This is a genomic window from Schaedlerella sp. (assembly GCF_056796775.1).
The window spans coordinates 65,028-86,060 of sequence record NZ_JBQIKP010000008.1 but is presented as its reverse complement, the minus strand read 5'-3'; the positions used below and the strand labels follow the sequence as shown (position 1 = coordinate 86,060).

At 47.0% G+C, this 21,033-nt stretch carries 34 protein-coding genes; 33 read left to right on the top strand and 1 reads right to left on the bottom strand.

Going from position 1 to position 21,033, the window contains the following annotated elements:
* Positions 1-89 precede the first annotated feature (89 nt).
* The 3 genes from trxB to ACTOY7_RS06150 are packed head-to-tail and all read left to right on the top strand — an operon-like array spanning position 90 to position 1,832.
* Positions 90-1,013 carry a thioredoxin-disulfide reductase gene (gene trxB, locus ACTOY7_RS06160; RefSeq protein WP_160282753.1) on the top strand — a complete coding sequence of 308 codons (924 nt, stop codon included), beginning with the start codon at positions 90-92 and terminating at the stop codon, positions 1,011-1,013.
* A gap of 29 nt (positions 1,014-1,042) precedes the next feature.
* Entirely contained in the window at positions 1,043-1,264 is a 222-nt protein-coding gene (locus ACTOY7_RS06155; RefSeq protein ID WP_160282748.1) for a hypothetical protein, read from the top strand.
* Positions 1,245-1,832, top strand: a complete 588-nt coding sequence (locus tag ACTOY7_RS06150) for an ATPase (protein WP_300885977.1) — start codon at positions 1,245-1,247, stop codon at positions 1,830-1,832. The genes ACTOY7_RS06155 and ACTOY7_RS06150 overlap by 20 nt, the downstream gene beginning before the upstream one ends.
* Positions 1,833-2,008: 176 nt before the next feature.
* Here the strand turns inward: ACTOY7_RS06150 and ACTOY7_RS06145 are convergent, their stop codons facing one another.
* Positions 2,009-2,872 carry a class I SAM-dependent methyltransferase gene (locus ACTOY7_RS06145; protein WP_482671201.1) on the bottom strand — a complete coding sequence of 288 codons (864 nt, stop codon included), beginning with the start codon at positions 2,870-2,872 and terminating at the stop codon, positions 2,009-2,011.
* A 250-nt stretch (positions 2,873-3,122) separates the two neighbouring features.
* Here ACTOY7_RS06145 and ACTOY7_RS06140 point away from each other — a divergent pair, with 250 nt between their 5' ends.
* The 30 genes from ACTOY7_RS06140 to rpsD all read left to right on the top strand — a co-directional run bounded on the left by ACTOY7_RS06140 (position 3,123) and on the right by rpsD (position 20,981).
* A complete protein-coding gene (locus tag ACTOY7_RS06140) occupies positions 3,123-5,726 on the top strand; it encodes an ATP-binding protein (protein WP_482671202.1) in 2,604 nt (867 codons plus the stop codon).
* A gap of 286 nt (positions 5,727-6,012) precedes the next feature.
* Complete coding sequence (gene rpsJ, locus ACTOY7_RS06135) at positions 6,013-6,330, top strand: 30S ribosomal protein S10 (RefSeq protein WP_016297796.1); 318 nt, start codon at positions 6,013-6,015, stop codon at positions 6,328-6,330.
* Between the two features lie 71 nt (positions 6,331-6,401).
* Positions 6,402-7,085, top strand: coding sequence for a 50S ribosomal protein L3 (gene rplC / locus ACTOY7_RS06130; RefSeq protein WP_160283605.1), 684 nt, complete (start codon positions 6,402-6,404; stop codon positions 7,083-7,085).
* Between the two features lie 30 nt (positions 7,086-7,115).
* A complete protein-coding gene (rplD, locus tag ACTOY7_RS06125) occupies positions 7,116-7,736 on the top strand; it encodes a 50S ribosomal protein L4 (protein ID WP_160283606.1) in 621 nt (206 codons plus the stop codon).
* Positions 7,736-8,035 carry a 50S ribosomal protein L23 gene (gene rplW / locus ACTOY7_RS06120; RefSeq protein ID WP_160283607.1) on the top strand — a complete coding sequence of 100 codons (300 nt, stop codon included), beginning with the start codon at positions 7,736-7,738 and terminating at the stop codon, positions 8,033-8,035. Before rplD ends, rplW begins: the two co-directional genes overlap by 1 nt.
* Before the next feature lie 325 nt (positions 8,036-8,360).
* Positions 8,361-9,203 (top strand): 50S ribosomal protein L2, encoded by an 843-nt coding sequence (rplB, locus tag ACTOY7_RS06115; RefSeq protein WP_004074853.1) that lies wholly within the window; start codon positions 8,361-8,363, stop codon positions 9,201-9,203.
* A 25-nt stretch (positions 9,204-9,228) separates the two neighbouring features.
* Positions 9,229-9,510 (top strand): 30S ribosomal protein S19, encoded by a 282-nt coding sequence (rpsS, locus tag ACTOY7_RS06110; protein ID WP_160283608.1) that lies wholly within the window; start codon positions 9,229-9,231, stop codon positions 9,508-9,510.
* A gap of 29 nt (positions 9,511-9,539) precedes the next feature.
* The gene (rplV, locus tag ACTOY7_RS06105) at positions 9,540-9,926 is read left to right on the top strand and encodes a 50S ribosomal protein L22 (RefSeq protein WP_004074855.1); all 387 of its coding nucleotides are present in this window, start codon (positions 9,540-9,542) and stop codon (positions 9,924-9,926) included.
* A gap of 11 nt (positions 9,927-9,937) precedes the next feature.
* On the top strand, positions 9,938-10,594 hold the full coding sequence (gene rpsC / locus ACTOY7_RS06100; RefSeq protein ID WP_004074856.1) for a 30S ribosomal protein S3: 657 nt from the start codon (positions 9,938-9,940) through the stop codon (positions 10,592-10,594).
* The gene (gene rplP / locus ACTOY7_RS06095; protein WP_004074857.1) at positions 10,594-11,031 is read left to right on the top strand and encodes a 50S ribosomal protein L16; all 438 of its coding nucleotides are present in this window, start codon (positions 10,594-10,596) and stop codon (positions 11,029-11,031) included. The genes rpsC and rplP overlap by 1 nt, the downstream gene beginning before the upstream one ends.
* On the top strand, positions 11,021-11,221 hold the full coding sequence (rpmC, locus tag ACTOY7_RS06090) for a 50S ribosomal protein L29 (RefSeq protein WP_004074860.1): 201 nt from the start codon (positions 11,021-11,023) through the stop codon (positions 11,219-11,221). The genes rplP and rpmC overlap by 11 nt, the downstream gene beginning before the upstream one ends.
* Positions 11,222-11,340: 119 nt before the next feature.
* Complete coding sequence (rpsQ, locus tag ACTOY7_RS06085) at positions 11,341-11,598, top strand: 30S ribosomal protein S17 (RefSeq protein WP_004074862.1); 258 nt, start codon at positions 11,341-11,343, stop codon at positions 11,596-11,598.
* A 39-nt stretch (positions 11,599-11,637) separates the two neighbouring features.
* Complete coding sequence (rplN, locus tag ACTOY7_RS06080; RefSeq protein ID WP_004074863.1) at positions 11,638-12,006, top strand: 50S ribosomal protein L14; 369 nt, start codon at positions 11,638-11,640, stop codon at positions 12,004-12,006.
* An 11-nt stretch (positions 12,007-12,017) separates the two neighbouring features.
* Positions 12,018-12,329, top strand: coding sequence for a 50S ribosomal protein L24 (gene rplX, locus ACTOY7_RS06075; RefSeq protein ID WP_125128617.1), 312 nt, complete (start codon positions 12,018-12,020; stop codon positions 12,327-12,329).
* A gap of 23 nt (positions 12,330-12,352) precedes the next feature.
* Positions 12,353-12,892 (top strand): 50S ribosomal protein L5, encoded by a 540-nt coding sequence (gene rplE, locus ACTOY7_RS06070; RefSeq protein WP_004074865.1) that lies wholly within the window; start codon positions 12,353-12,355, stop codon positions 12,890-12,892.
* A gap of 11 nt (positions 12,893-12,903) precedes the next feature.
* Positions 12,904-13,089 carry a type Z 30S ribosomal protein S14 gene (locus ACTOY7_RS06065; RefSeq protein ID WP_004074866.1) on the top strand — a complete coding sequence of 62 codons (186 nt, stop codon included), beginning with the start codon at positions 12,904-12,906 and terminating at the stop codon, positions 13,087-13,089.
* A gap of 50 nt (positions 13,090-13,139) precedes the next feature.
* The gene (gene rpsH, locus ACTOY7_RS06060; protein ID WP_004074869.1) at positions 13,140-13,541 is read left to right on the top strand and encodes a 30S ribosomal protein S8; all 402 of its coding nucleotides are present in this window, start codon (positions 13,140-13,142) and stop codon (positions 13,539-13,541) included.
* 237 nt (positions 13,542-13,778) lie between these two features.
* Positions 13,779-14,321, top strand: a complete 543-nt coding sequence (gene rplF, locus ACTOY7_RS06055) for a 50S ribosomal protein L6 (protein WP_004074871.1) — start codon at positions 13,779-13,781, stop codon at positions 14,319-14,321.
* Between the two features lie 17 nt (positions 14,322-14,338).
* Positions 14,339-14,713 carry a 50S ribosomal protein L18 gene (gene rplR / locus ACTOY7_RS06050; RefSeq protein ID WP_004074873.1) on the top strand — a complete coding sequence of 125 codons (375 nt, stop codon included), beginning with the start codon at positions 14,339-14,341 and terminating at the stop codon, positions 14,711-14,713.
* Between the two features lie 15 nt (positions 14,714-14,728).
* Positions 14,729-15,238: a 30S ribosomal protein S5 gene (gene rpsE, locus ACTOY7_RS06045; protein ID WP_482672008.1), complete on the top strand. Its 510-nt coding sequence runs from the start codon at positions 14,729-14,731 to the stop codon at positions 15,236-15,238.
* Between the two features lie 67 nt (positions 15,239-15,305).
* The gene (gene rpmD / locus ACTOY7_RS06040; protein WP_004074877.1) at positions 15,306-15,488 is read left to right on the top strand and encodes a 50S ribosomal protein L30; all 183 of its coding nucleotides are present in this window, start codon (positions 15,306-15,308) and stop codon (positions 15,486-15,488) included.
* Positions 15,489-15,514: 26 nt separating this feature from the next.
* The gene (rplO, locus tag ACTOY7_RS06035) at positions 15,515-15,955 is read left to right on the top strand and encodes a 50S ribosomal protein L15 (RefSeq protein ID WP_004074878.1); all 441 of its coding nucleotides are present in this window, start codon (positions 15,515-15,517) and stop codon (positions 15,953-15,955) included.
* Positions 15,955-17,310 (top strand): preprotein translocase subunit SecY, encoded by a 1,356-nt coding sequence (gene secY, locus ACTOY7_RS06030; protein WP_482672009.1) that lies wholly within the window; start codon positions 15,955-15,957, stop codon positions 17,308-17,310. Before rplO ends, secY begins: the two co-directional genes overlap by 1 nt.
* 130 nt (positions 17,311-17,440) lie before the next feature.
* Complete coding sequence (locus tag ACTOY7_RS06025; RefSeq protein ID WP_300884330.1) at positions 17,441-18,082, top strand: adenylate kinase; 642 nt, start codon at positions 17,441-17,443, stop codon at positions 18,080-18,082.
* Between the two features lie 179 nt (positions 18,083-18,261).
* Positions 18,262-18,522 (top strand): KOW domain-containing RNA-binding protein, encoded by a 261-nt coding sequence (locus ACTOY7_RS06020; RefSeq protein ID WP_160283611.1) that lies wholly within the window; start codon positions 18,262-18,264, stop codon positions 18,520-18,522.
* A gap of 32 nt (positions 18,523-18,554) precedes the next feature.
* On the top strand, positions 18,555-18,773 hold the full coding sequence (gene infA / locus ACTOY7_RS06015) for a translation initiation factor IF-1 (protein ID WP_004074886.1): 219 nt from the start codon (positions 18,555-18,557) through the stop codon (positions 18,771-18,773).
* Positions 18,774-18,894: 121 nt separating this feature from the next.
* Entirely contained in the window at positions 18,895-19,008 is a 114-nt protein-coding gene (gene rpmJ / locus ACTOY7_RS06010) for a 50S ribosomal protein L36 (RefSeq protein WP_003497809.1), read from the top strand.
* A gap of 376 nt (positions 19,009-19,384) precedes the next feature.
* Complete coding sequence (gene rpsM / locus ACTOY7_RS06005) at positions 19,385-19,753, top strand: 30S ribosomal protein S13 (RefSeq protein ID WP_004074887.1); 369 nt, start codon at positions 19,385-19,387, stop codon at positions 19,751-19,753.
* A gap of 204 nt (positions 19,754-19,957) precedes the next feature.
* Positions 19,958-20,353, top strand: coding sequence for a 30S ribosomal protein S11 (rpsK, locus tag ACTOY7_RS06000; RefSeq protein ID WP_004074888.1), 396 nt, complete (start codon positions 19,958-19,960; stop codon positions 20,351-20,353).
* Between the two features lie 34 nt (positions 20,354-20,387).
* Complete coding sequence (gene rpsD / locus ACTOY7_RS05995; RefSeq protein WP_160283612.1) at positions 20,388-20,981, top strand: 30S ribosomal protein S4; 594 nt, start codon at positions 20,388-20,390, stop codon at positions 20,979-20,981.
* The last annotated feature ends 52 nt before the right edge of the window (positions 20,982-21,033 follow it).

Sequence of the window (21,033 nt, the reverse complement as noted above, 5' to 3'; positions counted from 1 at the left end):
AGCAGGAACAATCCGTATTGAAGTGACTGCAAATGGTAAGGACAGGGCTGCGGCCGTCAAAGAATGAAAGCAGAGAGGTGAAAGAAATGATGTACGATATTGGAATCATAGGCGGAGGAACCGCCGGAATGACAGCAGCAATTTATGGACAGCGCGCCGGAAAGCGGACGGTTATCATAGAGGCGATGAATTACGGCGGGCAGATCACATCTTCTCCCAATGTGGAGAATTATCCAGGGATTGCCAGTGTCAGCGGGGCGGAATTTTCCATGAACCTGCTGGATCAGGCCATGAAGCTGGGGGCAGAGACAGAGCTGGAGCAGGTGACAGGGATCCGGGAGGAGGACGGCATCAAGGTGATCGAGACGGAAGGGAAGGAATATCCCTGCCGCACAGTGATCATTGCTACAGGAGTGACCCACCGGCATCTGGGGCTGGAAAAGGAAGAAAAGCTTGTGGGAGCCGGGGTGTCCTACTGCGCCACCTGTGACGGGGCATTTTTTAAGGGCAGAGATGTGGCTGTGATCGGCGGGGGCAATACGGCTCTGCAGGATGCGGAATTTCTTTCCAATTACTGCAATAAAGTCTATCTGGTACACCGCCGGGACGAGTTCCGCGGGGAAGCCGGACTGGTTGAGCCTCTGAAAAGAAAAGAGAATGTAGAATTTGTTCTGAGTGCGACCGTAAAAGAGCTGGTCGGAGAAAATGTAGTGGAAGGGCTGGTATTAAATAATAAAAAGACGGGAGAAGATTTTCAAATCTCCGTGTCTGGTGTATTCGTGGCGATCGGACAGGTTCCGGAGAATCAGGCATTTGCAGGGCTGGTCAGGCTGGATGAGTCCGGTTTTGTAGAGGCGTCGGAGGATTGCGTGACATCCTGTGAGGGCATATTCGCAGCGGGGGACTGCCGTACAAAGGAAGTGCGCCAGCTTACGACCGCGGCGGCGGACGGAGCCGTGGCGGCGCTGGCGGCATGCAGGTATATTGGCAGATTTCCTCGGCTGTTAGTATAATATAGAGTATATGAGAAGGAGGACAGATCATGAAGCGCGAAGAGTATATTTCGGATGAAGCGGTGGTAAAACGCGCAAATGAAGCAGTAAGAATTGAGCTTGAAAAAAAAAGGGCGATGGATATTCCTATTATTGTATACGATAGTAAAACGCAGATTATATATAAAGAATATAGTGACGGATCCAGAATAGAAGTGGGCAAAAGGATGAGGAAGGAGCGTTATAGCGAGCGTGTCAGAGAAAAAACCTGAGGTGATCGTTTTTGCGGGACCAAATGGTTCTGGAAAAAGTACGTTTACAGAATTATTAAAGCCGCCAATGGATTATATCAATGCCGATGAAATCAAAAAAAGTCTGAAATGTTCTGACATAGAAGCGGCACAGCTGGCAGAAAAGCAAAGAGAGGATCATATAGAGCAAATGAAAGAATTTTGCTTTGAAACAGTGCTGTCAACAGAACGTAATTTGAAGTTGCTGGAGAAGGCGAAAGGAGCAGGTTATTTTATCCGCTGTTATTATATCCTTACTTCTGATCCTACGATCAATGTCTGGCGTGTGAGATCAAGGGTGGAATCGGGAGGACATGATGTTCCGGAAGAAAAGATAATTGCAAGATACGACAGGGCGCTGAGTTTAATAAAAGACTTAGTTAAAGTTTGCGATGTGTGTCATATTTATGATAATTCCGGAACGAAACCATTTCGAATCTTTAAAAAGCGAAAAGATGAGGTCTTTTATGATGAGTGCAGTGACTGGAGTTTTGAAGATATCAGGCTGCTGACGGATATATCTAATATAGAAAGAAAGGACTTAAATTAAAATTCTTCGGTTTTGTTCGATGAAAGATAATAGGAATGGAATGCCAGGATGCATAAAATGACTGTAAAAAGGGGCTGCGGTGAGCAACCCTTTTTAAAATAACTGTATTGAACAGGCATGAGAAATCTGTTTGGGAACTGTGCAAAAAGGCAAGTTATTTTTGCACAGTTCCTTAGTTAGAGCTCTGCACTCCACCTTCCGGAAGCCCCGCACGGCAGGACCAGCCCGGTACTCTTTACCGGCAGTCCAATCTCCTGGGATTCCACATGGCCGTTCTGACTTTTCAGCTCCGCGCCGATCATGTAAGTAAGCACCGCCGGAGCCAGCCCGGTCGTATAGGAGTTGACCAGGAAGAACAGCGCGTTTTCCGACAGGATCTGTGTGCACAGTCTGATCAGCGGATGAATCATATCCTCAATCTTCCAGACTTCCCCCTTGGGCCCCCGCCCGTAAGAAGGCGGATCCATGATGATCGCGTCATAGACATTTCCCCGCCGGATCTCCCGTTCTACGAACTTCACACAATCGTCCACCAGCCATCGGATGGGCGCATCCTTCAGGCCGGAGGACACCGCGTTTTCCTTCGCCCAGGCAACCATCCCTTTGGAAGCGTCCACATGGGTAACCTGCGCCCCGGCTGCGGCCGCTGCCAATGTAGCGCCTCCTGTATATGCGAACAGGTTCAGGACCTTGACAGGATGCTTCGTGTCGCGGATCAGCTTCGAAAACCAGTCCCAGTTTGCGGCCTGCTCCGGAAACAGTCCGGTATGCTTAAAATTAAACGGCTTTAAATTAAAAGTCAGGGATCCGTAATGAATCTGCCACTGCTCCGGCAGTCTGGAAAATTCCCATTCTCCGCCGCCCTTTTTGCTCCGGTGGTAATGCCCGTTCCACCGCTTCCAGCCAGGAGCCTCCTTGGGAAAATCCCAGATCACCTGCGGATCCGGCCGGATCAGGGTATAATTTCCCCATCGCTCCAGTTTTTCCCCCTTTGAACAATCTATGATCTCATAATCCTTCCATTGGTCCGCAATCCACATGATAAAATCCTCATTCTTTCAGAAATTTGCAGTTACATCACTTTGTATAAATAGACTATCATTTTTCCGAGGGGAATTCAATAAATTTTGTTAGTATTGATAAAGCTGGTCCTGCATGTTAAGATGTAATCATAACAAATAAAATTTTCATAAAAGAGACATTTTAAGACGAAAAGGAATGTGTTGGCATGAAGATACACTGCGGCAGCCGCCAGCAGTGTGATTTTTAGAACATACGGAGGAAAAGTTTATGCATGATCCAAAGGAGTTTTTTGAACGGACCGGTGAAGGTGCGCCGGACGCCTGGGCCTGTGAACGGCACAGCGGTATGCAGAGCGTTCAGAATCTGGAGGCTGTCATCAATGAGGGACTCCGCGTTGCCCTGCTGGAAGAGACACCGGATCAGTCGCTGGAGGTACTGCTGGAGCATCTGGGAAAAGCGTTGAACGGGGCGCGGACCTACATATTTGAGCGGAACGGGTCCGGCGGCGACGACAACACCTATGAGTGGGTAGCAGACGGTGTGGAGCGGGAAAAGGAGAATTTGCAAAATGTCCCTCCGGAGGTATGTGCGGTCTGGTATCGGAACTTTACGGTCGGCAGGCATAATGTCATTCAGAACCTGGAAGAGATCCGGGAGAGTGACCCTCTGATGTATACCACCCTCAAACGGCAGAATATCCATTCCCTTGTAGTAGTCCCGCTTTATGATAAGAAAAATCTGATTGGTTTTTACGGCGTGGACAATCCGCCTGTGAAGTCGCTGGAGTACGCATCGAATATGCTCCAGACAGCGGCATACTTTATCGTATCCTCGCTGAAACGGCGCAATTTGGTCCGTGAGCTTCAAAAGCGGAGCTATAATGTTCTTCATGCCCTCAGCGTGGATTATCTGGGCATCTATCAGGTAAACTTTGACACAGGCGAATGTGTGGTATACCGGGACAACGAGCGGATCAAAGAGGACTGGAACGTTAATTTTGAGGACGGCTATCAGAGAGCGATGGAGCAGTACATTTCCCGGTATGTAGTACCGCGGGATCAGGAAAGGCTCCGACTTGTAACGAAGAAGGACTACGTGCTGGCTCAGCTTGAGAGAAAGAAAAAGTTCGATATCCGCTACCAGGTAGAAGACAATTCCTATGGCCTGAAATACCTGGAGCTCCATTTTTCCGCTGCGGAGAATGCGGAGGAGAACAGCGTGATCTTTGCCTACCGGGATGTCAATGCCGTGGTGGAGCAGGAGGAGAAGTACAGGCTGGAGGCAAGGCAGAGCCTGGAGGACATCCTGGAGGGAGCCAGGACCGGCATCTGGACCATCGAGCTGGAAGAAGGCTGCCGGCCAAGGATGTATGCGGATCGGACCATGCGCATCCTTCTGGGAGTATCGGATATGATCGAGCCGGAGGAATGCTATCGGCACTGGTTTGAAAACATTAAGCCGGGCTATGTGGAGATGGTGCAGGAAGCGGTGCGGGAGATGGCGGAGGGCAGGCGCTCTGAGGTGGTCTATCCCTGGAAGCATCCGGAGCTTGGGGAAATCTATGTCCGCTGCGGCGGTGTGCCGGACAAAAAATTTAAAAAGCCGGGTGTCTGCCTGAACGGATACCATCAGGATATCACGGAGACCATGGTGACGAGGAAGAAGCAGGAGCAGGCCATCATAGAGCTGCTGGAAAAGGTTCGGCGCGCAAACTCGGCGAAGAGTGAATTCTTATCCCATATGTCCCATGATCTCCGCACCCCCATCAACGGGATTTTGGGAATGCTGGCGATCATGGAGAAGAGTCAGGATGATCCGAAGCGGCAGAGAGCATGCCAGGAGAAGATCCGTATGTCAACGGAGCATCTGCTGTCCCTGGTCAATGATGTACTTCAGGTCAGCAAGTTGGATAGAGGAATAACAGCAGAGACAGAGGAACCCTTTGAGCTTCATGATATATTGGAAAATTGTATATCAATTTTATCAGTCCAGGCGGAGGAAGCAGGAATCCGACTGGTGTTGGAGGAGGTTCAGCTGCAGCACAGCAGGCTGATCGGAAATCCGCTGCATTTAAAGCAGATTCTGATGAATATTCTGGACAATGCGCTCAAATATAACCGGACCAATGGTTCTGTATTTGTTCAGGTAAAGGAGACTGCCTGCCAGGGCGGCATCGGAAAATATCGGTTTGTGATCGAGGATACCGGAATCGGCATAGGGGAAGACTTCAAAAAGCATATTTTTGAGCCTTTTACCCAGGAACACCAGGACGCAAGAACCAACTATAACGGCGTTGGGCTTGGCATGTCCGTAGCCAAGAAGCTGGTAGACCAGATGGAGGGGACCATTGAGGTTGACAGCCGGATCGGCAGAGGGAGCGTGTTTGAGGTCACGCTTCCCATTCGGATCGATAAGGCGTGGAGCACCCGGCCTGTGGATACAGAGCGGAATGTGAAGGCCGATATTGCAGGGATGCGTGTCCTTCTGGTGGAGGACAATGAGATCAACTGCGAGATCGTGGAATTTATGCTGGAGGATGCAGGCGCGAAGGTTGTGACTGCGAACGATGGAAAAGCCGCCGTGGATGCGTTCGCGGCATCCGATCCGTGGACGTTTGACTGTGTGCTCATGGATCTGATGATGCCGGTTATGAGCGGATATGAGGCGGCACGCGTGATCCGCGGCCTGGAACGGCCGGACGCAAAAGACGTGCCCATCATAGCGCTGTCGGCCAATGCGTTTGATGAAGACATTGCAATGGCAAAGGACGCCGGGATGAATGAACATCTGGCGAAGCCGGTGGATATCAACAAAATGTTCCGGGTGATGTGCCGGCAAAATTTTATGAAAAAAATCAAAAAAACCACTTGAATTTTCCAGAACTATTCGTTATACTAAAAAAGCTGTGGCATGATAGCGATGAAGCGTGAGGTTGCTGCCAAGTGCATGAACTGTGCAGGATGGCAGGTTTTCCGTGGAGCGAATGTCAAGTTAGGAAACTGGCGACAAGTCACTGTACGAATCACAACAGACTACTGGTCTGCCGTAAGGCGCAGTAAGAAGTAACGTGTATGTTTCTCACGACACACACGGGAGAGTGTACAGTCACCGCTTGTCGTACTGAAGTGAATAGTACGAAAAGGAGGCGACTTTTTTTATGGCAAGTCAAGTAATGAGAATCACATTGAAGGCATATGATCATCAGCTTGTTGATGCATCTGCCAGAAAAATCATCGAAACTGTTAAGAAAAACGGATCCCAGGTGAGCGGTCCGGTACCACTTCCGACCAAGAAGGAAGTAGTTACAATCCTGCGGGCGGTACACAAGTACAAGGACTCCAGGGAGCAATTCGAGCAGAGAACTCATAAAAGACTGATCGATATCATCACACCGACCCAGAAGACAGTAGACGCATTATCCAGACTGGAGATGCCGGCAGGTGTGTATATTGATATCAAGATGAAAAACAAGTAATTCATGAGCAGAATCCTAAAATTTAGGATGAGCACAGATGTGCTCCGCTGTAAATCACAGGAGGTAATAATATGAAGAAAGCTATTTTGGCTACAAAAGTTGGAATGACTCAGATCTTCGACGAAGACGGAGTCCTGATTCCGGTAACCGTGCTCCAGGCAGGCCCCTGCGTGGTGACACAGGTGAAGACAGAGGAAAACGACGGCTACAGTGCTGTACAGGTTGGATTTGTTGACATGAAAGACAAGATCGTCAGCAAGGACAAGAGCGGCAAGAAGGAAGTTGCTCACAGAAACGGCGCGACCAAGGCTGAGGCAGGCCATTTCCAGAAGGCAGGCGTTTCCTCCAAGAGATTTGTAAAGGAATTCCGTTTTGAAGACGCGGAAGAATATGCGCCGGCACAGGAGATCAAGGCAGACATCTTCGCGGCAGGCGACAGAGTAGACGCGACAGCGATCTCAAAAGGTAAAGGGTTCCAGGGCGCGATCAAGCGTCACGGACAGAGCAGAGGACCTATGACTCATGGTTCCAAGTATCACCGTCATGCTGGTTCTAACGGCGCGGCATCCGATCCAAGCAAGGTATTCAAGGGAAAGAAGATGCCTGGTCAGATGGGAAACAAGCAGATTACTGTTCAGAATCTGGAAGTGGTAAGGGTTGACGTAGAGAATAACCTGCTGCTGATCAAGGGTTCTGTACCGGGACCGAAGAAGTGCCTCGTAACGGTCAAAGAAACAGTAAAGGCTGAGAAATAATCTGACAACATAGAAAGGAGGAACACACAGATGGCAACAGTATCTGTTTATAATATCGAAGGTAAAGAAGTTGGTACGATCGATCTGAACGATTCCGTGTTTGGTGTCGAGGTCAATGATCACCTTGTACACAAAGCAGTTGTGGGCCAGCTTGCAAATAACCGTCAGGGAACACAGAAGGCAAAGACACGCGCTGAAGTTTCCGGCGGCGGAAGGAAGCCATGGAGACAGAAGGGAACAGGTCACGCAAGACAGGGTTCCACCAGAGCTCCCCAGTGGACTGGCGGCGGTATCGTATTCGCTCCGGTTCCGAGAGATTATTCTGTAAAGATGAATAAGAAGGAAAAGAGGGCTGCATTGAAGTCCGCGCTTTCTTCCAGAGTAGAAGAGAAGAAGTTCATCGTGATCGACGAGATCAATTTCGATGAGATCAAGACAAAGAAGTTCCAGACAGTTCTGGATAACCTGAAGATCAACAAGGCATTGGTAGTGCTGGAGGACGACAACAAGAACGCGGAGCTTTCCGCAAGAAATATTCCGGATGTGAAGACTGCGCGCACCAACACAATCAATGTTTACGATATCCTGAAATACAACACAGTGATCGCTACGAAAGCTGTTGTTGCGGCGATTGAGGAGGTGTACGCATAATGGCTGATATCAAATATTATGATGTGATCCAGAAACCGGTCATTACAGAGAAGAGCATGGAGATCATGGGCGACAAGAAGTACACGTTTCTGGTACACACAGAAGCTACAAAGTCCCAGATCAAGGAAGCCGTTGAAAAGATGTTTTCCGGAACAAAGGTAGCAAGCGTAAATACAATGAACCTCGAAGGAAAGAAAAAGAGACGCGGCATGGTATACGGAAAGACTGCCAAGACAAAGAAGGCGATCGTGCAGTTGACAGAGGACAGCGCAGAGATTGAGATCTTCCAGGGCCTGTAGACTTAACGAAAGCAAGCGAAGCGCAGATTGAGTTTTAGTCGAACATGTACACCCTCTGAACAAAATAAATCAAGAAAACACTACGCCCACTAAGTTCGAAAGGACCTCACTAAGTGGACCGAGTGTATTTTCACACTAAGCTCGGAAAGACCTCGCTAAGTGTTCAGTAATAAGGAAACACTACGCCCACTAAGTTCGAAAGGACCTCACTAAGTGGATCGAGTGTATTTTCACACTAAGCTCGGAAAAACCTCGCTAAGTGTTCAATATATACGGTGCAAGTCCGTGAAACTAATAATTAGAGCAAACGAAAGGAGAGACAGTAATGGGAATCAAAACATACAACCCATATACACCTTCCAGAAGACAGATGACTGGCTCTGATTTCTCAGAGATCACAAAGACAACACCTGAGAAATCCCTTCTCTCATCTAAGAAGAGAACAGCCGGCCGCAACAATCAGGGTAAGATCACAGTAAGGCATCGCGGAGGCGGCGCTAAGAAAAAATATAGAATTGTCGATTTCAAGAGAAAGAAAGACGGCATCCCGGCAACCGTAATCGGGATCGAATACGATCCGAACAGAACAGCCAATATCGCGCTGATCTGCTACGCGGACGGAGAGAAGGCTTACATCCTGGCTCCGGAAGGACTGAAGGATGGAATGAAGATCATGAACGGACCGGAAGCAGAGGTAAGAATTGGAAACTGCCTGCCGCTGGTAAATATTCCGGTTGGTACACAGATCCACAACATTGAGCTGTATCCGGGAAAAGGCGGACAGCTTGTACGCTCCGCTGGAAACAGCGCGCAGCTTATGGCAAAAGAAGGAAAGTACGCGACCTTACGTCTTCCTTCAGGCGAAATGAGAATGGTTCCGATCATCTGCAGAGCATCCGTAGGTGTCGTAGGCAATGGAGAGCACAACCTGATCAACATCGGTAAAGCAGGACGTAAACGCCATATGGGCATCAGACCTACAGTACGTGGTTCCGTAATGAACCCCAACGACCATCCGCACGGTGGTGGTGAAGGCAAGACAGGCATTGGCCGTCCGGGTCCGTCAACACCATGGGGCAAGCCGGCGCTGGGTCTTAAGACACGTAAGAAGAACAAAGCTTCTAACAAGCTGATCGTAAGAAGAAGAGATGGAAAAGCTATCAAATAATTAGTTTACAAGGAGGTTAGAACCTATGGCTCGTTCACTTAAAAAAGGACCATTTGCAGATGAAAGTTTACTGAAAAAAGTCGATGCTTTGAACGCATCCGGCAGTAAATCAGTTATAAAGACATGGTCACGTCGTTCTACGATTTTCCCGTCATTTGTCGGCCATACATTCGCCGTACATGACGGAAGAAGACATGTGCCGGTATATGTTACGGAAGACATGGTTGGACACAAGCTCGGAGAGTTCGTAGCAACCAGGACGTACAGGGGACATGGTAAAGACGAGAAAAAATCCAAAGTAAGATAAGAACAAGTATTTGAAAGGAGGGTTTATCCATGGCAAAAGGACATAGATCCCAGATCAAAAGAGATAGAAATGAGCAGAAAGATACACGGCCGTCAGCAAAGATTTCCTATGCGCGGGTATCTGTTCAGAAAGCATGCTTCGTGTTGGATGCCATCAGAGGCAAGGATGTTAAGACTGCGCTTGGTATTTTGGCTTATAACCCAAGATACGCTTCCAGCATTATAGAAAAATTATTAAAATCAGCCATCGCAAATGCTGAAAACAACAACGGTATGAGTACGGAGAACCTTTATATTGAAGAGTGTTACGCAAATAAAGGGCCGACGATGAAGAGAATCAGACCAAGGGCACAGGGCAGGGCTTACAGGATCGAAAAGAGAATGAGCCACATCACAATCGTGCTGAATGAGAGATAAGGAGGGCAATAATGGGACAGAAAGTTAATCCTCACGGCTTAAGAGTCGGAATTATCAAAGACTGGGACTCCAAATGGTATGCGGAAAAAGATTTCGCCGACAACCTTGTGGAGGATCATGAGATCAGAAAATTTCTTAAAAAGAGATTATACAGTGCCGGAATCTCCAGGATCGAGATTGAAAGAGCTTCTGACCGTGTGAAAATCATCGTTTATACAGCAAAGCCGGGCGTTGTGATCGGCAAGGGCGGCGCAGAGATCGAGAAGGTAAAAGGCGAGCTCGCGAAGTATACAGACAAAAAGCTGATCGTGGACATCAAGGAAGTGAAGAGACCTGACAAGGATGCCCAGCTTGTAGCTGAAAATATTGCGCAGCAGCTCGAAAACCGTATTTCATTCCGGCGTGCTATGAAGTCCTGCATGTCCAGAACAATGAAATCCGGCGCGCTCGGTGTAAAGACTGCGGTAGCAGGACGTCTCGGCGGAGCCGACATGGCGCGTACTGAATTCTACAGCGAAGGAACCATTCCGCTTCAGACACTGAGAGCTGACATTGATTATGGATTCGCAGAAGCTGACACAACTTACGGGAAGGTCGGTGTGAAAGTCTGGATTTACAAAGGCGAGATTCTTCCGACGAAAGCTGATAAGGAAGGGAGCGATAAATAATGTTAATGCCAAAAAGAGTAAAACGTCGTAAACAGTTCCGTGGCTCTATGAAGGGAAAAGCCCTCAGAGGAAACACGATTACCTATGGTGAATATGGCATCATCGCAGCGGAGCCATGCTGGATCAAGTCCAATCAGATCGAGGCGGCCCGTGTTGCCATGACACGTTATATCAAGCGTGGCGGTAAAGTCTGGATCAAGATCTTCCCGGACAAACCAGTGACAGCAAAACCAGCAGAAACTCGTATGGGTAGCGGAAAAGGTGCATTAGAGTACTGGGTAGCGGTTGTAAAGCCAGGACGTGTAATGTTTGAGATCGCAGGCGTTCCTGAGGAAGTAGCGAAAGAGGCTCTTCGTCTTGCAATGCACAAATTACCTTGCAAATGCAAAATCGTTTCTCGCGCAGAATTAGAAGGCGGTGATAACAGTGAAAATTAATACATTTGTAAACGAATTAAGAGGAAAATCCGTAGAAGAATTGAAAGAAGAATTAGTAGCTGCTAAAAAAGAGCTTTTTAACTTAAGATTCCAGAATGCGACGAATCAGTTAGACAATACAAGCAGAATCAAAGAAGTGAGAAAAAATATTGCTCGTATCCAGACACTGATTACTGAGGCAGGGAACTGACATTGAGCACTTAGTGAGGTTTTTTCGAACTTAGTGCGAAAGTCGTTCTTTGAGATTGGCGAGGTATTATCGAGCCTAGCGAAAAGAACATCTGCATAATAATTGAAAGGAGTATCACCGTGGAAGAGAGAAATTTGAGAAAAACCCGTACCGGCAAGGTTGTCAGCGACAAGATGGACAAGACAATCGTTGTTGCCGTTGAAAACCACGTTAAGCATCCGCTTTATAAGAAGATTGTAAAGAAAACCTACAAGTTAAAAGCGCATGACGAGAATAATGAGTGCCGTATCGGCGATACCGTTAAAGTAATGGAGACAAGACCTCTGTCCAAGGACAAGAGATGGAGACTTGTGGAGATCATGGAAAAGGCAAAATAATTTTTTATGCCTTAAGAGAATTGAAGGAGGTTTACCTGCATGATACAACAGGAAAGTAGACTTAGAGTAGCAGATAATACAGGCGCTAAGGAATTACTTTGCATCCGTGTACTTGGCGGTTCTACCAGAAGATATGCCAGCATCGGAGATGTGATCGTTGCGACTGTTAAAGATGCAACGCCAGGCGGCGTTGTTAAAAAAGGCGACGTAGTGAAGGCCGTAGTTGTTCGTACTGTAAAGGGTGCCCGCCGTAAAGACGGTTCCTATATCAGATTCGATGAAAATGCTGCTGTAATCATAAGAGATGATTTGAATCCGCGTGGAACACGTATTTTTGGACCTGTAGCCAGAGAGCTGAGAGAGAAGCATTTCATGAAGATCGTTTCCCTGGCTCCGGAAGTACTGTAGGAGGTGCCGATATGTCAACTATGAAGATTAAAAAAGACGATATGGTAAGAGTCATTGCCGGAGCAGATAAAGACAAAGAAGGCAAAGTACTTGCTGTAAATAAAAAAGACGGAAAAGTCCTGGTTGAAGGCGTCAACATGCTGACAAAGCACACAAAACCCACCATGGCAAATCAGAATGGCGGTATCGTACACCAGGAGGGACCGATTGACATTTCCAACGTAATGTATATCCATAAGGGAAAAGCTACAAGAATCGGTTTCAAGATGGACGGGGACAAAAAAGTACGTGTTGCGAAGTCAACAGGTGAAGTGATTGATTAATCCAGGAAAGGAGGTCCAGGACTTTGAGTAGATTGAGAGAACAATATCAGAATGAGATTGTTGATGCAATGACAAAAAAATTTGGATATAAAAATGTAATGGAAGTGCCGAAGCTTGATAAAGTTGTAATCAACATGGGCGTAGGTGAAGCAAAGGAAAACGCGAAATTACTGGAATCTGCGATGGCTGATCTTGAAAAAATCTCAGGTCAGAAGGCAGTGATCACAAAGGCAAAAAATTCCGTAGCCAACTTCAAAATCAGAGAAGGTATGGCAATCGGATGCAAGGTGACGTTGAGAGGCGAGAGAATGTACGAATTTGTTGACCGCCTGATCAACCTTGCGCTCCCTCGTGTACGTGACTTCAGAGGCGTGAATCCGAATGCGTTCGATGGAAGAGGAAACTATGCGCTCGGAATTAAAGAGCAGTTGATCTTCCCGGAGATCGAATACGATAAGATCGACAAGGTCAGAGGTATGGATGTGATCTTTGTCACAACCGCCAAGACGGATGAAGAAGCACGTGAATTGCTGGCACAGTTCAATATGCCATTCAAAAAGTAAGGAGGGAAATCATGGCTAAGACATCAATGAAAATCAAACAGCAGCGCAAACCAAAATTCTCTACCAGAGAATACAGCCGCTGCCGTATCTGCGGCCGTCCGCATGCATATTTAAGAAAATATGGAATCTGCCGTATCTGCTTCCGTGAATTGGCATATAAAGGTGAGATACCGGGAGTGAAGAAGGCTAGTTGGTAATCTGCCGGTGCCATAACAGATAAATTGATATAGAAGGAGGATGCTTCGACATGACTATGAGTGATCCAATCGCAGATATGCTTACAAGAATCCGTAATGCAAATACTGCTAAACATGATACAGTAGATGTACCCGCATCAAAGATGAAAACCGCGATTGCAGATATTCTTTTAAATGAAGGCTACATCAAAAAATATGACATCGTAGAAGACGGAACATTTAAGACGATCCACATCACATTAAAATACGGTGCGGATAAGAACGAAAAAGTAATTTCCGGCCTTAAGAGAATTTCCAAGCCAGGTCTCCGCGTATACGCAAACAGCGAAGAGATGCCGAAGGTGCTGGGTGGACTCGGAATTGCAATCGTATCTACAAATAAAGGCGTTGTTACCGACAAAGAAGCAAGAAAGCTCGGCGTAGGCGGGGAAGTTCTTTGCTTTGTGTGGTGACCGGAAGCACTTGGTGAATCCAAGCGTAAGCGAGAGATGAACTTAGTGCGAGGTCGTTCTTTGAGCTTAGCGATGCATTGAATACTTGGCGAGGTATTATCGAGCCTAGTATGAAAGCAGATATTCCGAACGAAGAGAGGAATATCTTCGACAGAGCTTAGCGAAAAGAACAGATAAACTGAAAACAGAGCAGACTCAAGCCTCTGCTCCGAAAATTTAAGTTAGGAGGACAAAGGTATGTCACGTATAGGAAGACTGCCGATCGCAGTCCCTGCAGGTGTAACTGTAGAGATTGCTGAGCATAATGTAGTGACCGTAAAAGGTCCGAAGGGAACTCTCGTAAGAGAACTCCCGGTTGAAATGGAAATCAAGCAGGAAGGCGAAGAAATTGTTGTCACCAGGCCAAACGACTTAAAGAGGATGAAATCCCTTCACGGCCTGACACGTACACTGATCAACAACATGGTAATCGGTGTCAGCCAGGGTTATGAAAAGGTTCTGGAAGTAAACGGTGTTGGTTACAGAGCAGCGAAGTCCGGCAACAAGCTGACCCTCAGCCTTGGATATTCACATCCTGTTGAGATGGTTGATCCGGAAGGGATCGAGACAGTTCTGGAAGGCCAGAACAAGATCACGGTAAAAGGGATCGACAAAGAAAAAGTTGGCCAGTATGCAGCAGAGATCAGAGACAAGAGAAGACCGGAGCCGTACAAGGGCAAGGGAATCAAGTACGCTGATGAAGTGATCCGCCGCAAGGTTGGTAAGACTGGTAAAAAATAAATAAGGAGGGTGTGAAAATGGTTAGTAAAAAATCAAGAAGTGAAGTTCGCAGAAAAAAGCACATGAAATTACGTAACCGTTTCAGCGGTACCGCTGAGAGGCCGCGTCTGGCTGTGTTTAGAAGCAATAATCATATGTATGCACAGATTATTGACGATACCGATGGCAGCAGCAAAACACTGGTAGCAGCGTCCACTCTTCAGAAAGACGTGAAAGCAGAATTAGAAAAGACAAATAATGTTGCGGCTGCAGCATACCTTGGAAAAGTCATTGCTGAGAAGGCAAAGGAAAAAGGAATTACCGACGTTGTCTTTGACAGAGGCGGCTTTATCTATCAGGGAAAGATCAAAGCATTGGCAGACGCAGCAAGAGAAGCTGGGCTGAATTTCTAGGAAGGGAGAACACATATGAGACAGGAACGTATTGATGCTGGTCAGTTAGAGTTAGAAGAAAAAGTGGTATCAATCAAACGTGTTACCAAGGTCGTAAAAGGTGGTCGTAACATGAGATTCACAGCTTTAGTAGTTGTCGGCGATGGAAAAGGCCATGTTGGTGCAGGTTTAGGAAAGGCTACCGAAATTCCGGAAGCGATCCGCAAAGGAAAAGAGGATGCGGCTAAGAAACTCATCGAAGTTTCCCTGGATGATAACGACAGTGTAACACACGATACCATCGGAAAATTCGGAAGCGCTTCCGTATTACTGAAGAAGGCTCCGGACGGTACCGGAGTGATCGCCGGAGGTCCGGCGCGTGCGGTAATCGAGATGGCAGGAATCAAGAATATCCGTACAAAATCATTAGGCTCTAACAACAAGCAGAATGTAGTGCTTGCCACAATCGAAGGTCTGAAGGGGATCAAGACTCCTGAGGAAGTTGCAAGGCTCCGCGGCAAATCAATCGAAGAAATCGTAGGCTAAGAAGATAGAGCTATGCTCTGTCGCATAAGCAGATGGAGCTGTTTTATCGCGTAGGAGGTAGGTAAAAATGGCAAATTTAAAAATTACGTTAGTAAAGTCTACCATTGGTGCTGTGCCAAAGCATAGAAAGACCGTTGAAGCTCTGGGATTAAGAAAACTCAACAAGACGGTTGTGCTGCCGGACAATGCAGCTACCAGAGGTATGGTACAGCAGGTTAGACATTTAGTGAAGGTTGAAGAAGAAGCATAAATAAAAAAAGATAAGGAGGTAGCAGCATGGACTTATCAAACTTGAGACCGGCAGATGGTTCTAAGCACAGCAATAACTTCAGAAGAGGCCGGGGACATGGTTCCGGGAATGGTAAGACAGCCGGTAAGGGACACAAAGGCCAGAAGGCACGTTCAGGAGCGCCGAGGCCGGGATTTGAAGGCGGACAGATGCCTTTATACAGAAGAATACCCAAAAGAGGCTTTACCTGCAGAAACTCCAAGAAGATCGTCGGCATTAATATGAGTGCGCTTGAAGTATTTGAAGACGGTGCTGTTGTTTCTGTTGAAACATTAATGGAAAAAGGCATCGTAAAGAATCCAAGGGATGGAGTAAAAATCCTCGGAGACGGAGAATTGACTAAGAAGCTCACTGTACAGGTAAATGCGTTCAGCGCGAAAGCGGCTGAAAAAATCGAGGCTCTTGGCGGAAAAGCAGAGGTGATCTAATGCTAGAAACAGTACGAAAAGCATTTCGGGTAGAAGATGTCCGTAAAAGGATACTTTACACGTTCATGATGCTGGTCGTTGTAAGGCTCGGATCTCAACTGCCGACACCGGGAGTAAATCCGGCTTATATCCAGAACTTTTTTGCGAACCAGACCGGGGATGCATTCAATTTTTTTGATGCATTTACCGGCGGTTCCTTTACCCAGATGTCTGTATTTGCATTAAGCATTACACCATATATCACATCTTCTATCATTATGCAGCTTCTGACCATCGCGATTCCAAAACTGGAAGAGATGCAGAAGGAAGGTGCCGACGGAAGAAAAAAGATTGCGGCGATCACACGTTATGTTACAGTAGGACTTGCGCTGTTTGAGTCCACTGCAATGGCTGTCGGCTTCGGCCGTCAGGGGCTTCTGACAGAGTTCAACTTTGTCAATGCCGCAATCGTAGTATGCACGCTGACCGCAGGCTCCGCATTTCTGATGTGGATCGGCGAGCGAATCACGGAAAAAGGCGTTGGAAATGGGATTTCCATTGTCCTGCTGATCAATATTGTTTCCCGTATACCGGATGATTTCTTCAAACTGTATACACAGTTCATCCAGAGCAAGACCCCTGCGAAAGGACTGCTGGCTGCGGTGATCATCCTGGTTGTCCTGCTGATAGTCGTTGTATTCGTTATTGTACTTCAGGGCGGCGAACGCAGGATCATGGTGCAGTATTCTCAGAAAGTAAAGGGAAGAAAGACATACGGCGGACAATCCACGCACATTCCACTTAAGGTAAATACCGCAGGCGTTATCCCGGTTATCTTTTCCTCATCTCTCATGCAGATCCCGTCCCTTGTTGCCACAGCAATGGGCAAAGGGAACAGCGGAGGCATCGGAGGCCATATACTGAGAGGATTAAATTCAAACAACTGGTGTGACCCTGAGAATATAGTATACTCCATAGGATTGCTGTTTTATATCGCCCTTACCATATTCTTTGCATATTTCTACACTTCGATTACATTCAATCCGTTAGAGATCGCAAACAATATGAAGAAAAACGGCGGATTTGTTCCAGGTATCCGTCCCGGCAGGCCGACGGTAGATTATATGACGAAGATTCTCAACTATATCATCTTTATCGGAGCCTGCGGACTGGTGATCGTACAGGTGATTCCGTTCTTCTTTAACGGTGTGTTCGGGGCAAATGTTTCTTTCGGAGGAACCTCGCTCATCATCATCGTAGGAGTTGTGCTTGAGACCATCAAGCAGATTGAATCACAGATGCTGGTACGCAATTATACCGGATTCCTGAACAGCAAAGGAAGCGCTGCAAAAGGCGGGGGATTCCTTGGGTATTGACAGAAATTTAGCTCGTTGTGGTTATTCATGCCGGAATAATCACAGCGGGTTAAAGTGCTATATGGATAAATCAGCCGGCGCGCCGCAGCCTTGAGGACTGCCCCGGCTGATGAAAATGGAGGTAAAAGATATGAAGATCATTATGTTAGGCGCTCCCGGAGCGGGCAAAGGAACACAGGCAAAGAAAATTGCCGAAAAATATTCGATTCCTCACATCTCTACAGGAGACATTTTCAGAGCAAATATCAAAAACGGGACGGAGCTTGGAAAGAAAGCCAAGACCTATATGGATCAGGGACTGCTTGTACCGGACGAGCTGGTGGTAGACCTGGTAGTAGACCGGGTGAATCAGGAAGACTGCGCAGGCGGATACGTACTGGACGGTTTCCCGAGAACAATCCCCCAGGCAGAGGCGCTGGACAAAGCGCTGGCAGCTCTGGATCAGAAAATGGACTATGCGATCAACGTAGAAGTGCCGGATGACAATATTGTAAACCGTATGTCCGGACGCCGCGCATGTGTGGACTGCGGGGCAACCTACCACATGGTATATGCGCCGACAGAGAAGGAAGGCATCTGCGATAAATGCGGCGGCGGTCTCATCCTGAGAGATGATGACAAGCCGGAGACCGTGAAAAAGCGTCTCGGCGTTTACCATGATCAGACACAGCCTCTGATCGACTACTATACGGAAGCCGGGATCCTCAAAGAAGTAGACGGTACCATTGACATCAACGATGTATTTGCCGAGATTGTGAAAATTCTTGGCTGAGAGCACTTCGCGATGCATTGAATACTTGGCGAGGTATTATCGAGTCTAGTAAGAAAGCACATATTCCGAACGGAGAGAGGAATATCTTCGCCAGAGCTTAGTGCGAAGCCGTTCTTTGAGATTAGCGAGGCTCTATCGAGTTTAGCGAAAAGAACTACATAAAATAATGGAGGCGTTTTATGCTTATAGAGCCTGGAATACTTGCAAAATCAAAAGCGGGAAGAGATAAAGATTGTATATACGTCATAATTTCTGTCAATGATGAATATGTATATCTGGCGGACGGGAAGAAGAGACCCGTCTGCCAGGCAAAGAAAAAAAACTGTAAACATGTGCAGCCGATCAGTAAGGCGCGCTGTGATTCCGTATCTGACGATGATGAGATCCGGCGTGTGATCAGAGGCTATATGAGTCATCTGGATGCAGAGGTGAGAGAATAAGAAGTGCAGAGAAAGGCACAGGAGGATTAAGTATGTCAAAGGCTGACGTGATCGAAATCGAAGGAGTGGTAGTAGAAAAACTGCCCAACGCAATGTTCAAGGTAGAACTGGAAAATGGGCATATCGTACTGGCCCATATCAGCGGAAAGCTGCGTATGAACTTTATCAAGATCTTACCTGGGGACAAAGTAACGTTGGAGATGTCTCCGTACGATCTCAGCAAAGGACGAATTGTCTGGAGAGATAAATAAAAAGGTGTTGACTTTGCAGGAGGCTTGATGTTATACTATGAAATAGCCGTCTTTGGTTTGGTGTGCCCAAAAACGGCAGTAGCCCCAAGGTTTTCAGCAAAGGATAGAAGGAGGATTTGACATGAAGGTTAGATCATCAGTAAAACCGATCTGTGAAAAGTGCAAGATTATCAAGAGAAAAGGAAGTATCCGGGTAATCTGCGAGAATCCGAAGCACAAACAGAGACAAGGCTAGGACAGTGGAGATGGAAATGCGCGGCACCAGGCAGAGTTTTTACGCGCATGGACATTGTTCCGGTTTTGGAGTTGTTTGTTAAAATTAGGCGGCTGACAGTATGACACGCCAGGAGGTGTGTGGAACTGTTTAATATACAGTAAGGATACATCCGGCTCGTGAATCAGGTACCGACGAGGCAGGTGGCCGTTGCGCGTTTTGCGCAAATGTATATTGCTTATAATACCCGGATCAAAGGGCGTAGCTTCAGGCGCTGCCGGGAAAGGGCATAGAGAATATGCCTGGGTAGATCGGGAAGATATGTTGTCTTCCGACAGATACCCGATGTACCCCAGTTAGGGACAATATTATAATTATTTAAATGGAGGAAAGACACATGGCTCGTATTGCAGGTGTAGACTTACCAAGAGACAAACGTGTAGAAATCGGCTTGACTTATATTTATGGAATTGGAAGAACAAGCTCAAACCGTATTTTAGCAGAAGCAGGAGTGAATCCTGATACCCGTGTAAGAGATTTGACAAGTGAGGAAGTAAAAAAGATCAGTGAAGTCATTGACGCGACTCAGATGGTAGAAGGTGATCTCAGAAGAGAGATCCAGCTGAACATCAAGAGACTGAAAGAGATCGGATGCTACCGCGGAATCCGTCACAGAAAAGGACTTCCGGTACGCGGTCAGAAGACGAAGACAAACGCGAGAACCTGTAAAGGACCAAAGAGAACAGTAGCGAATAAGAAAAAGTGAGCACTTAGCGAATGCAAGCTGTTAAGCGCGGCATGAGTTTAGTGCGAACTTTGTTCGAAGAGCAAAGCGAATCGAACATCCCGTGCACTTAGCGAATGCAAGCTGTTAAGCGCGGCATGAGCTTGGCGCGAACTTTGTTCGAAGAGCAAAGCGAATCGAACATCCCGTAAACAGATAATAAAATGAGAAAGTAGGTTAGTTTAAATGGCGAAGAAAGTTACCAAAAAAGTGACAAAAAAACGTGTCAAGAAAAACGTTGAACGAGGACAGGCTCACATCCAGTCATCTTTTAATAATACGATCGTAACATTGACGGATGCGCAGGGCAATGCTCTTTCATGGGCAAGCGCGGGCGGTCTGGGTTTTAGAGGTTCAAGGAAATCTACTCCATACGCGGCACAGATGGCAGCTGAGACAGCGGCTAAAGCAGCATTGATTCATGGTCTGAAAACAGTAGATGTTTTCGTTAAGGGTCCAGGTTCAGGAAGAGAAGCGGCAATCCGTGCGCTGCAGGCATGCGGCATTGACGTGATCAGTATCAAGGACGTGACACCGGTACCTCATAACGGATGCCGTCCGCCGAAACGCAGAAGAGTATAACCAATACCGCATATTATTAGGAGGAATTAAGAAAATGGCAGTAAACAGAGTCCCGGTTCTTAAGAGATGCCGTTCATTAGGTATGGACCCAATCTATTTAGGAATTAATAAAAAGTCAAAAAGACAGTTAAAGAGATCCAACAGAAAGATGAGTGAATACGGTCTTCAGTTACGCGAGAAGCAGAAAGCAAAATTCATCTACGGAGTATTGGAGAAACCTTTCAGAAATTATTTCGAGAAGGCAAAGCAGCAGGAAGGTATGACAGGTGAGAACCTGATGATCCTTCTGGAGACCAGACTGGACAACGTGATGTTCCGTATGGGCTTTGCAAGAACCAGAAGAGAAGCAAGACAGATCGTAGGCCACAGGCATGTACTGGTGAACGGCAAGCAGGTAAAGGTTCCTTCCTACCTTGTAAAAGCCGGCGATGTGATCGAGATCAAAGAAAAGAACAAAGGCAGCCAGAGATACAAGGATATCCTGGAAGTGACCGGCGGCAACATGATTCCGAACTGGCTGGAAGTGGATGCCGAGAATCTGAAAGGTGAAGTCAAAGAGCTTCCGAAGAGAGACGCAATAGATGTTCCTGTTGACGAGATGTTGATCGTCGAGCTGTATTCTAAGTAATTCATTCGGATATAGCATGATTGAAAAGTACCCCTCAATATTTTTTAACCCA

Bases quoted from the DNA above. Each gene is read 5' to 3' on its own strand.
- trxB (WP_160282753.1), top strand. From the start codon at position 90: ATGTACGATATTGGAATCATAGGCGGAGGAACCGCCGGAATGACAGCA.
- ACTOY7_RS06155 (WP_160282748.1), top strand. From the start codon at position 1,043: ATGAAGCGCGAAGAGTATATTTCGGATGAAGCGGTGGTAAAACGCGCA.
- ACTOY7_RS06145 (WP_482671201.1), bottom strand. From the start codon at position 2,872: ATGTGGATTGCGGACCAATGGAAGGATTATGAGATCATAGATTGTTCA.
- ACTOY7_RS06140 (WP_482671202.1), top strand. From the start codon at position 3,123: ATGCATGATCCAAAGGAGTTTTTTGAACGGACCGGTGAAGGTGCGCCG.
- rpsJ (WP_016297796.1), top strand. From the start codon at position 6,013: ATGGCAAGTCAAGTAATGAGAATCACATTGAAGGCATATGATCATCAG.
- rplC (WP_160283605.1), top strand. From the start codon at position 6,402: ATGAAGAAAGCTATTTTGGCTACAAAAGTTGGAATGACTCAGATCTTC.
- rplD (WP_160283606.1), top strand. From the start codon at position 7,116: ATGGCAACAGTATCTGTTTATAATATCGAAGGTAAAGAAGTTGGTACG.
- rplW (WP_160283607.1), top strand. From the start codon at position 7,736: ATGGCTGATATCAAATATTATGATGTGATCCAGAAACCGGTCATTACA.
- rplB (WP_004074853.1), top strand. From the start codon at position 8,361: ATGGGAATCAAAACATACAACCCATATACACCTTCCAGAAGACAGATG.
- rpsS (WP_160283608.1), top strand. From the start codon at position 9,229: ATGGCTCGTTCACTTAAAAAAGGACCATTTGCAGATGAAAGTTTACTG.
- rplV (WP_004074855.1), top strand. From the start codon at position 9,540: ATGGCAAAAGGACATAGATCCCAGATCAAAAGAGATAGAAATGAGCAG.
- rpsC (WP_004074856.1), top strand. From the start codon at position 9,938: ATGGGACAGAAAGTTAATCCTCACGGCTTAAGAGTCGGAATTATCAAA.
- rplP (WP_004074857.1), top strand. From the start codon at position 10,594: ATGTTAATGCCAAAAAGAGTAAAACGTCGTAAACAGTTCCGTGGCTCT.
- rplN (WP_004074863.1), top strand. From the start codon at position 11,638: ATGATACAACAGGAAAGTAGACTTAGAGTAGCAGATAATACAGGCGCT.
- rplX (WP_125128617.1), top strand. From the start codon at position 12,018: ATGTCAACTATGAAGATTAAAAAAGACGATATGGTAAGAGTCATTGCC.
- ACTOY7_RS06065 (WP_004074866.1), top strand. From the start codon at position 12,904: ATGGCTAAGACATCAATGAAAATCAAACAGCAGCGCAAACCAAAATTC.
- rpsH (WP_004074869.1), top strand. From the start codon at position 13,140: ATGACTATGAGTGATCCAATCGCAGATATGCTTACAAGAATCCGTAAT.
- rplF (WP_004074871.1), top strand. From the start codon at position 13,779: ATGTCACGTATAGGAAGACTGCCGATCGCAGTCCCTGCAGGTGTAACT.
- rplR (WP_004074873.1), top strand. From the start codon at position 14,339: ATGGTTAGTAAAAAATCAAGAAGTGAAGTTCGCAGAAAAAAGCACATG.
- rpsE (WP_482672008.1), top strand. From the start codon at position 14,729: ATGAGACAGGAACGTATTGATGCTGGTCAGTTAGAGTTAGAAGAAAAA.
- rpmD (WP_004074877.1), top strand. From the start codon at position 15,306: ATGGCAAATTTAAAAATTACGTTAGTAAAGTCTACCATTGGTGCTGTG.
- rplO (WP_004074878.1), top strand. From the start codon at position 15,515: ATGGACTTATCAAACTTGAGACCGGCAGATGGTTCTAAGCACAGCAAT.
- secY (WP_482672009.1), top strand. From the start codon at position 15,955: ATGCTAGAAACAGTACGAAAAGCATTTCGGGTAGAAGATGTCCGTAAA.
- ACTOY7_RS06025 (WP_300884330.1), top strand. From the start codon at position 17,441: ATGAAGATCATTATGTTAGGCGCTCCCGGAGCGGGCAAAGGAACACAG.
- ACTOY7_RS06020 (WP_160283611.1), top strand. From the start codon at position 18,262: ATGCTTATAGAGCCTGGAATACTTGCAAAATCAAAAGCGGGAAGAGAT.
- infA (WP_004074886.1), top strand. From the start codon at position 18,555: ATGTCAAAGGCTGACGTGATCGAAATCGAAGGAGTGGTAGTAGAAAAA.
- rpmJ (WP_003497809.1), top strand. From the start codon at position 18,895: ATGAAGGTTAGATCATCAGTAAAACCGATCTGTGAAAAGTGCAAGATT.
- rpsM (WP_004074887.1), top strand. From the start codon at position 19,385: ATGGCTCGTATTGCAGGTGTAGACTTACCAAGAGACAAACGTGTAGAA.
- rpsK (WP_004074888.1), top strand. From the start codon at position 19,958: ATGGCGAAGAAAGTTACCAAAAAAGTGACAAAAAAACGTGTCAAGAAA.
- rpsD (WP_160283612.1), top strand. From the start codon at position 20,388: ATGGCAGTAAACAGAGTCCCGGTTCTTAAGAGATGCCGTTCATTAGGT.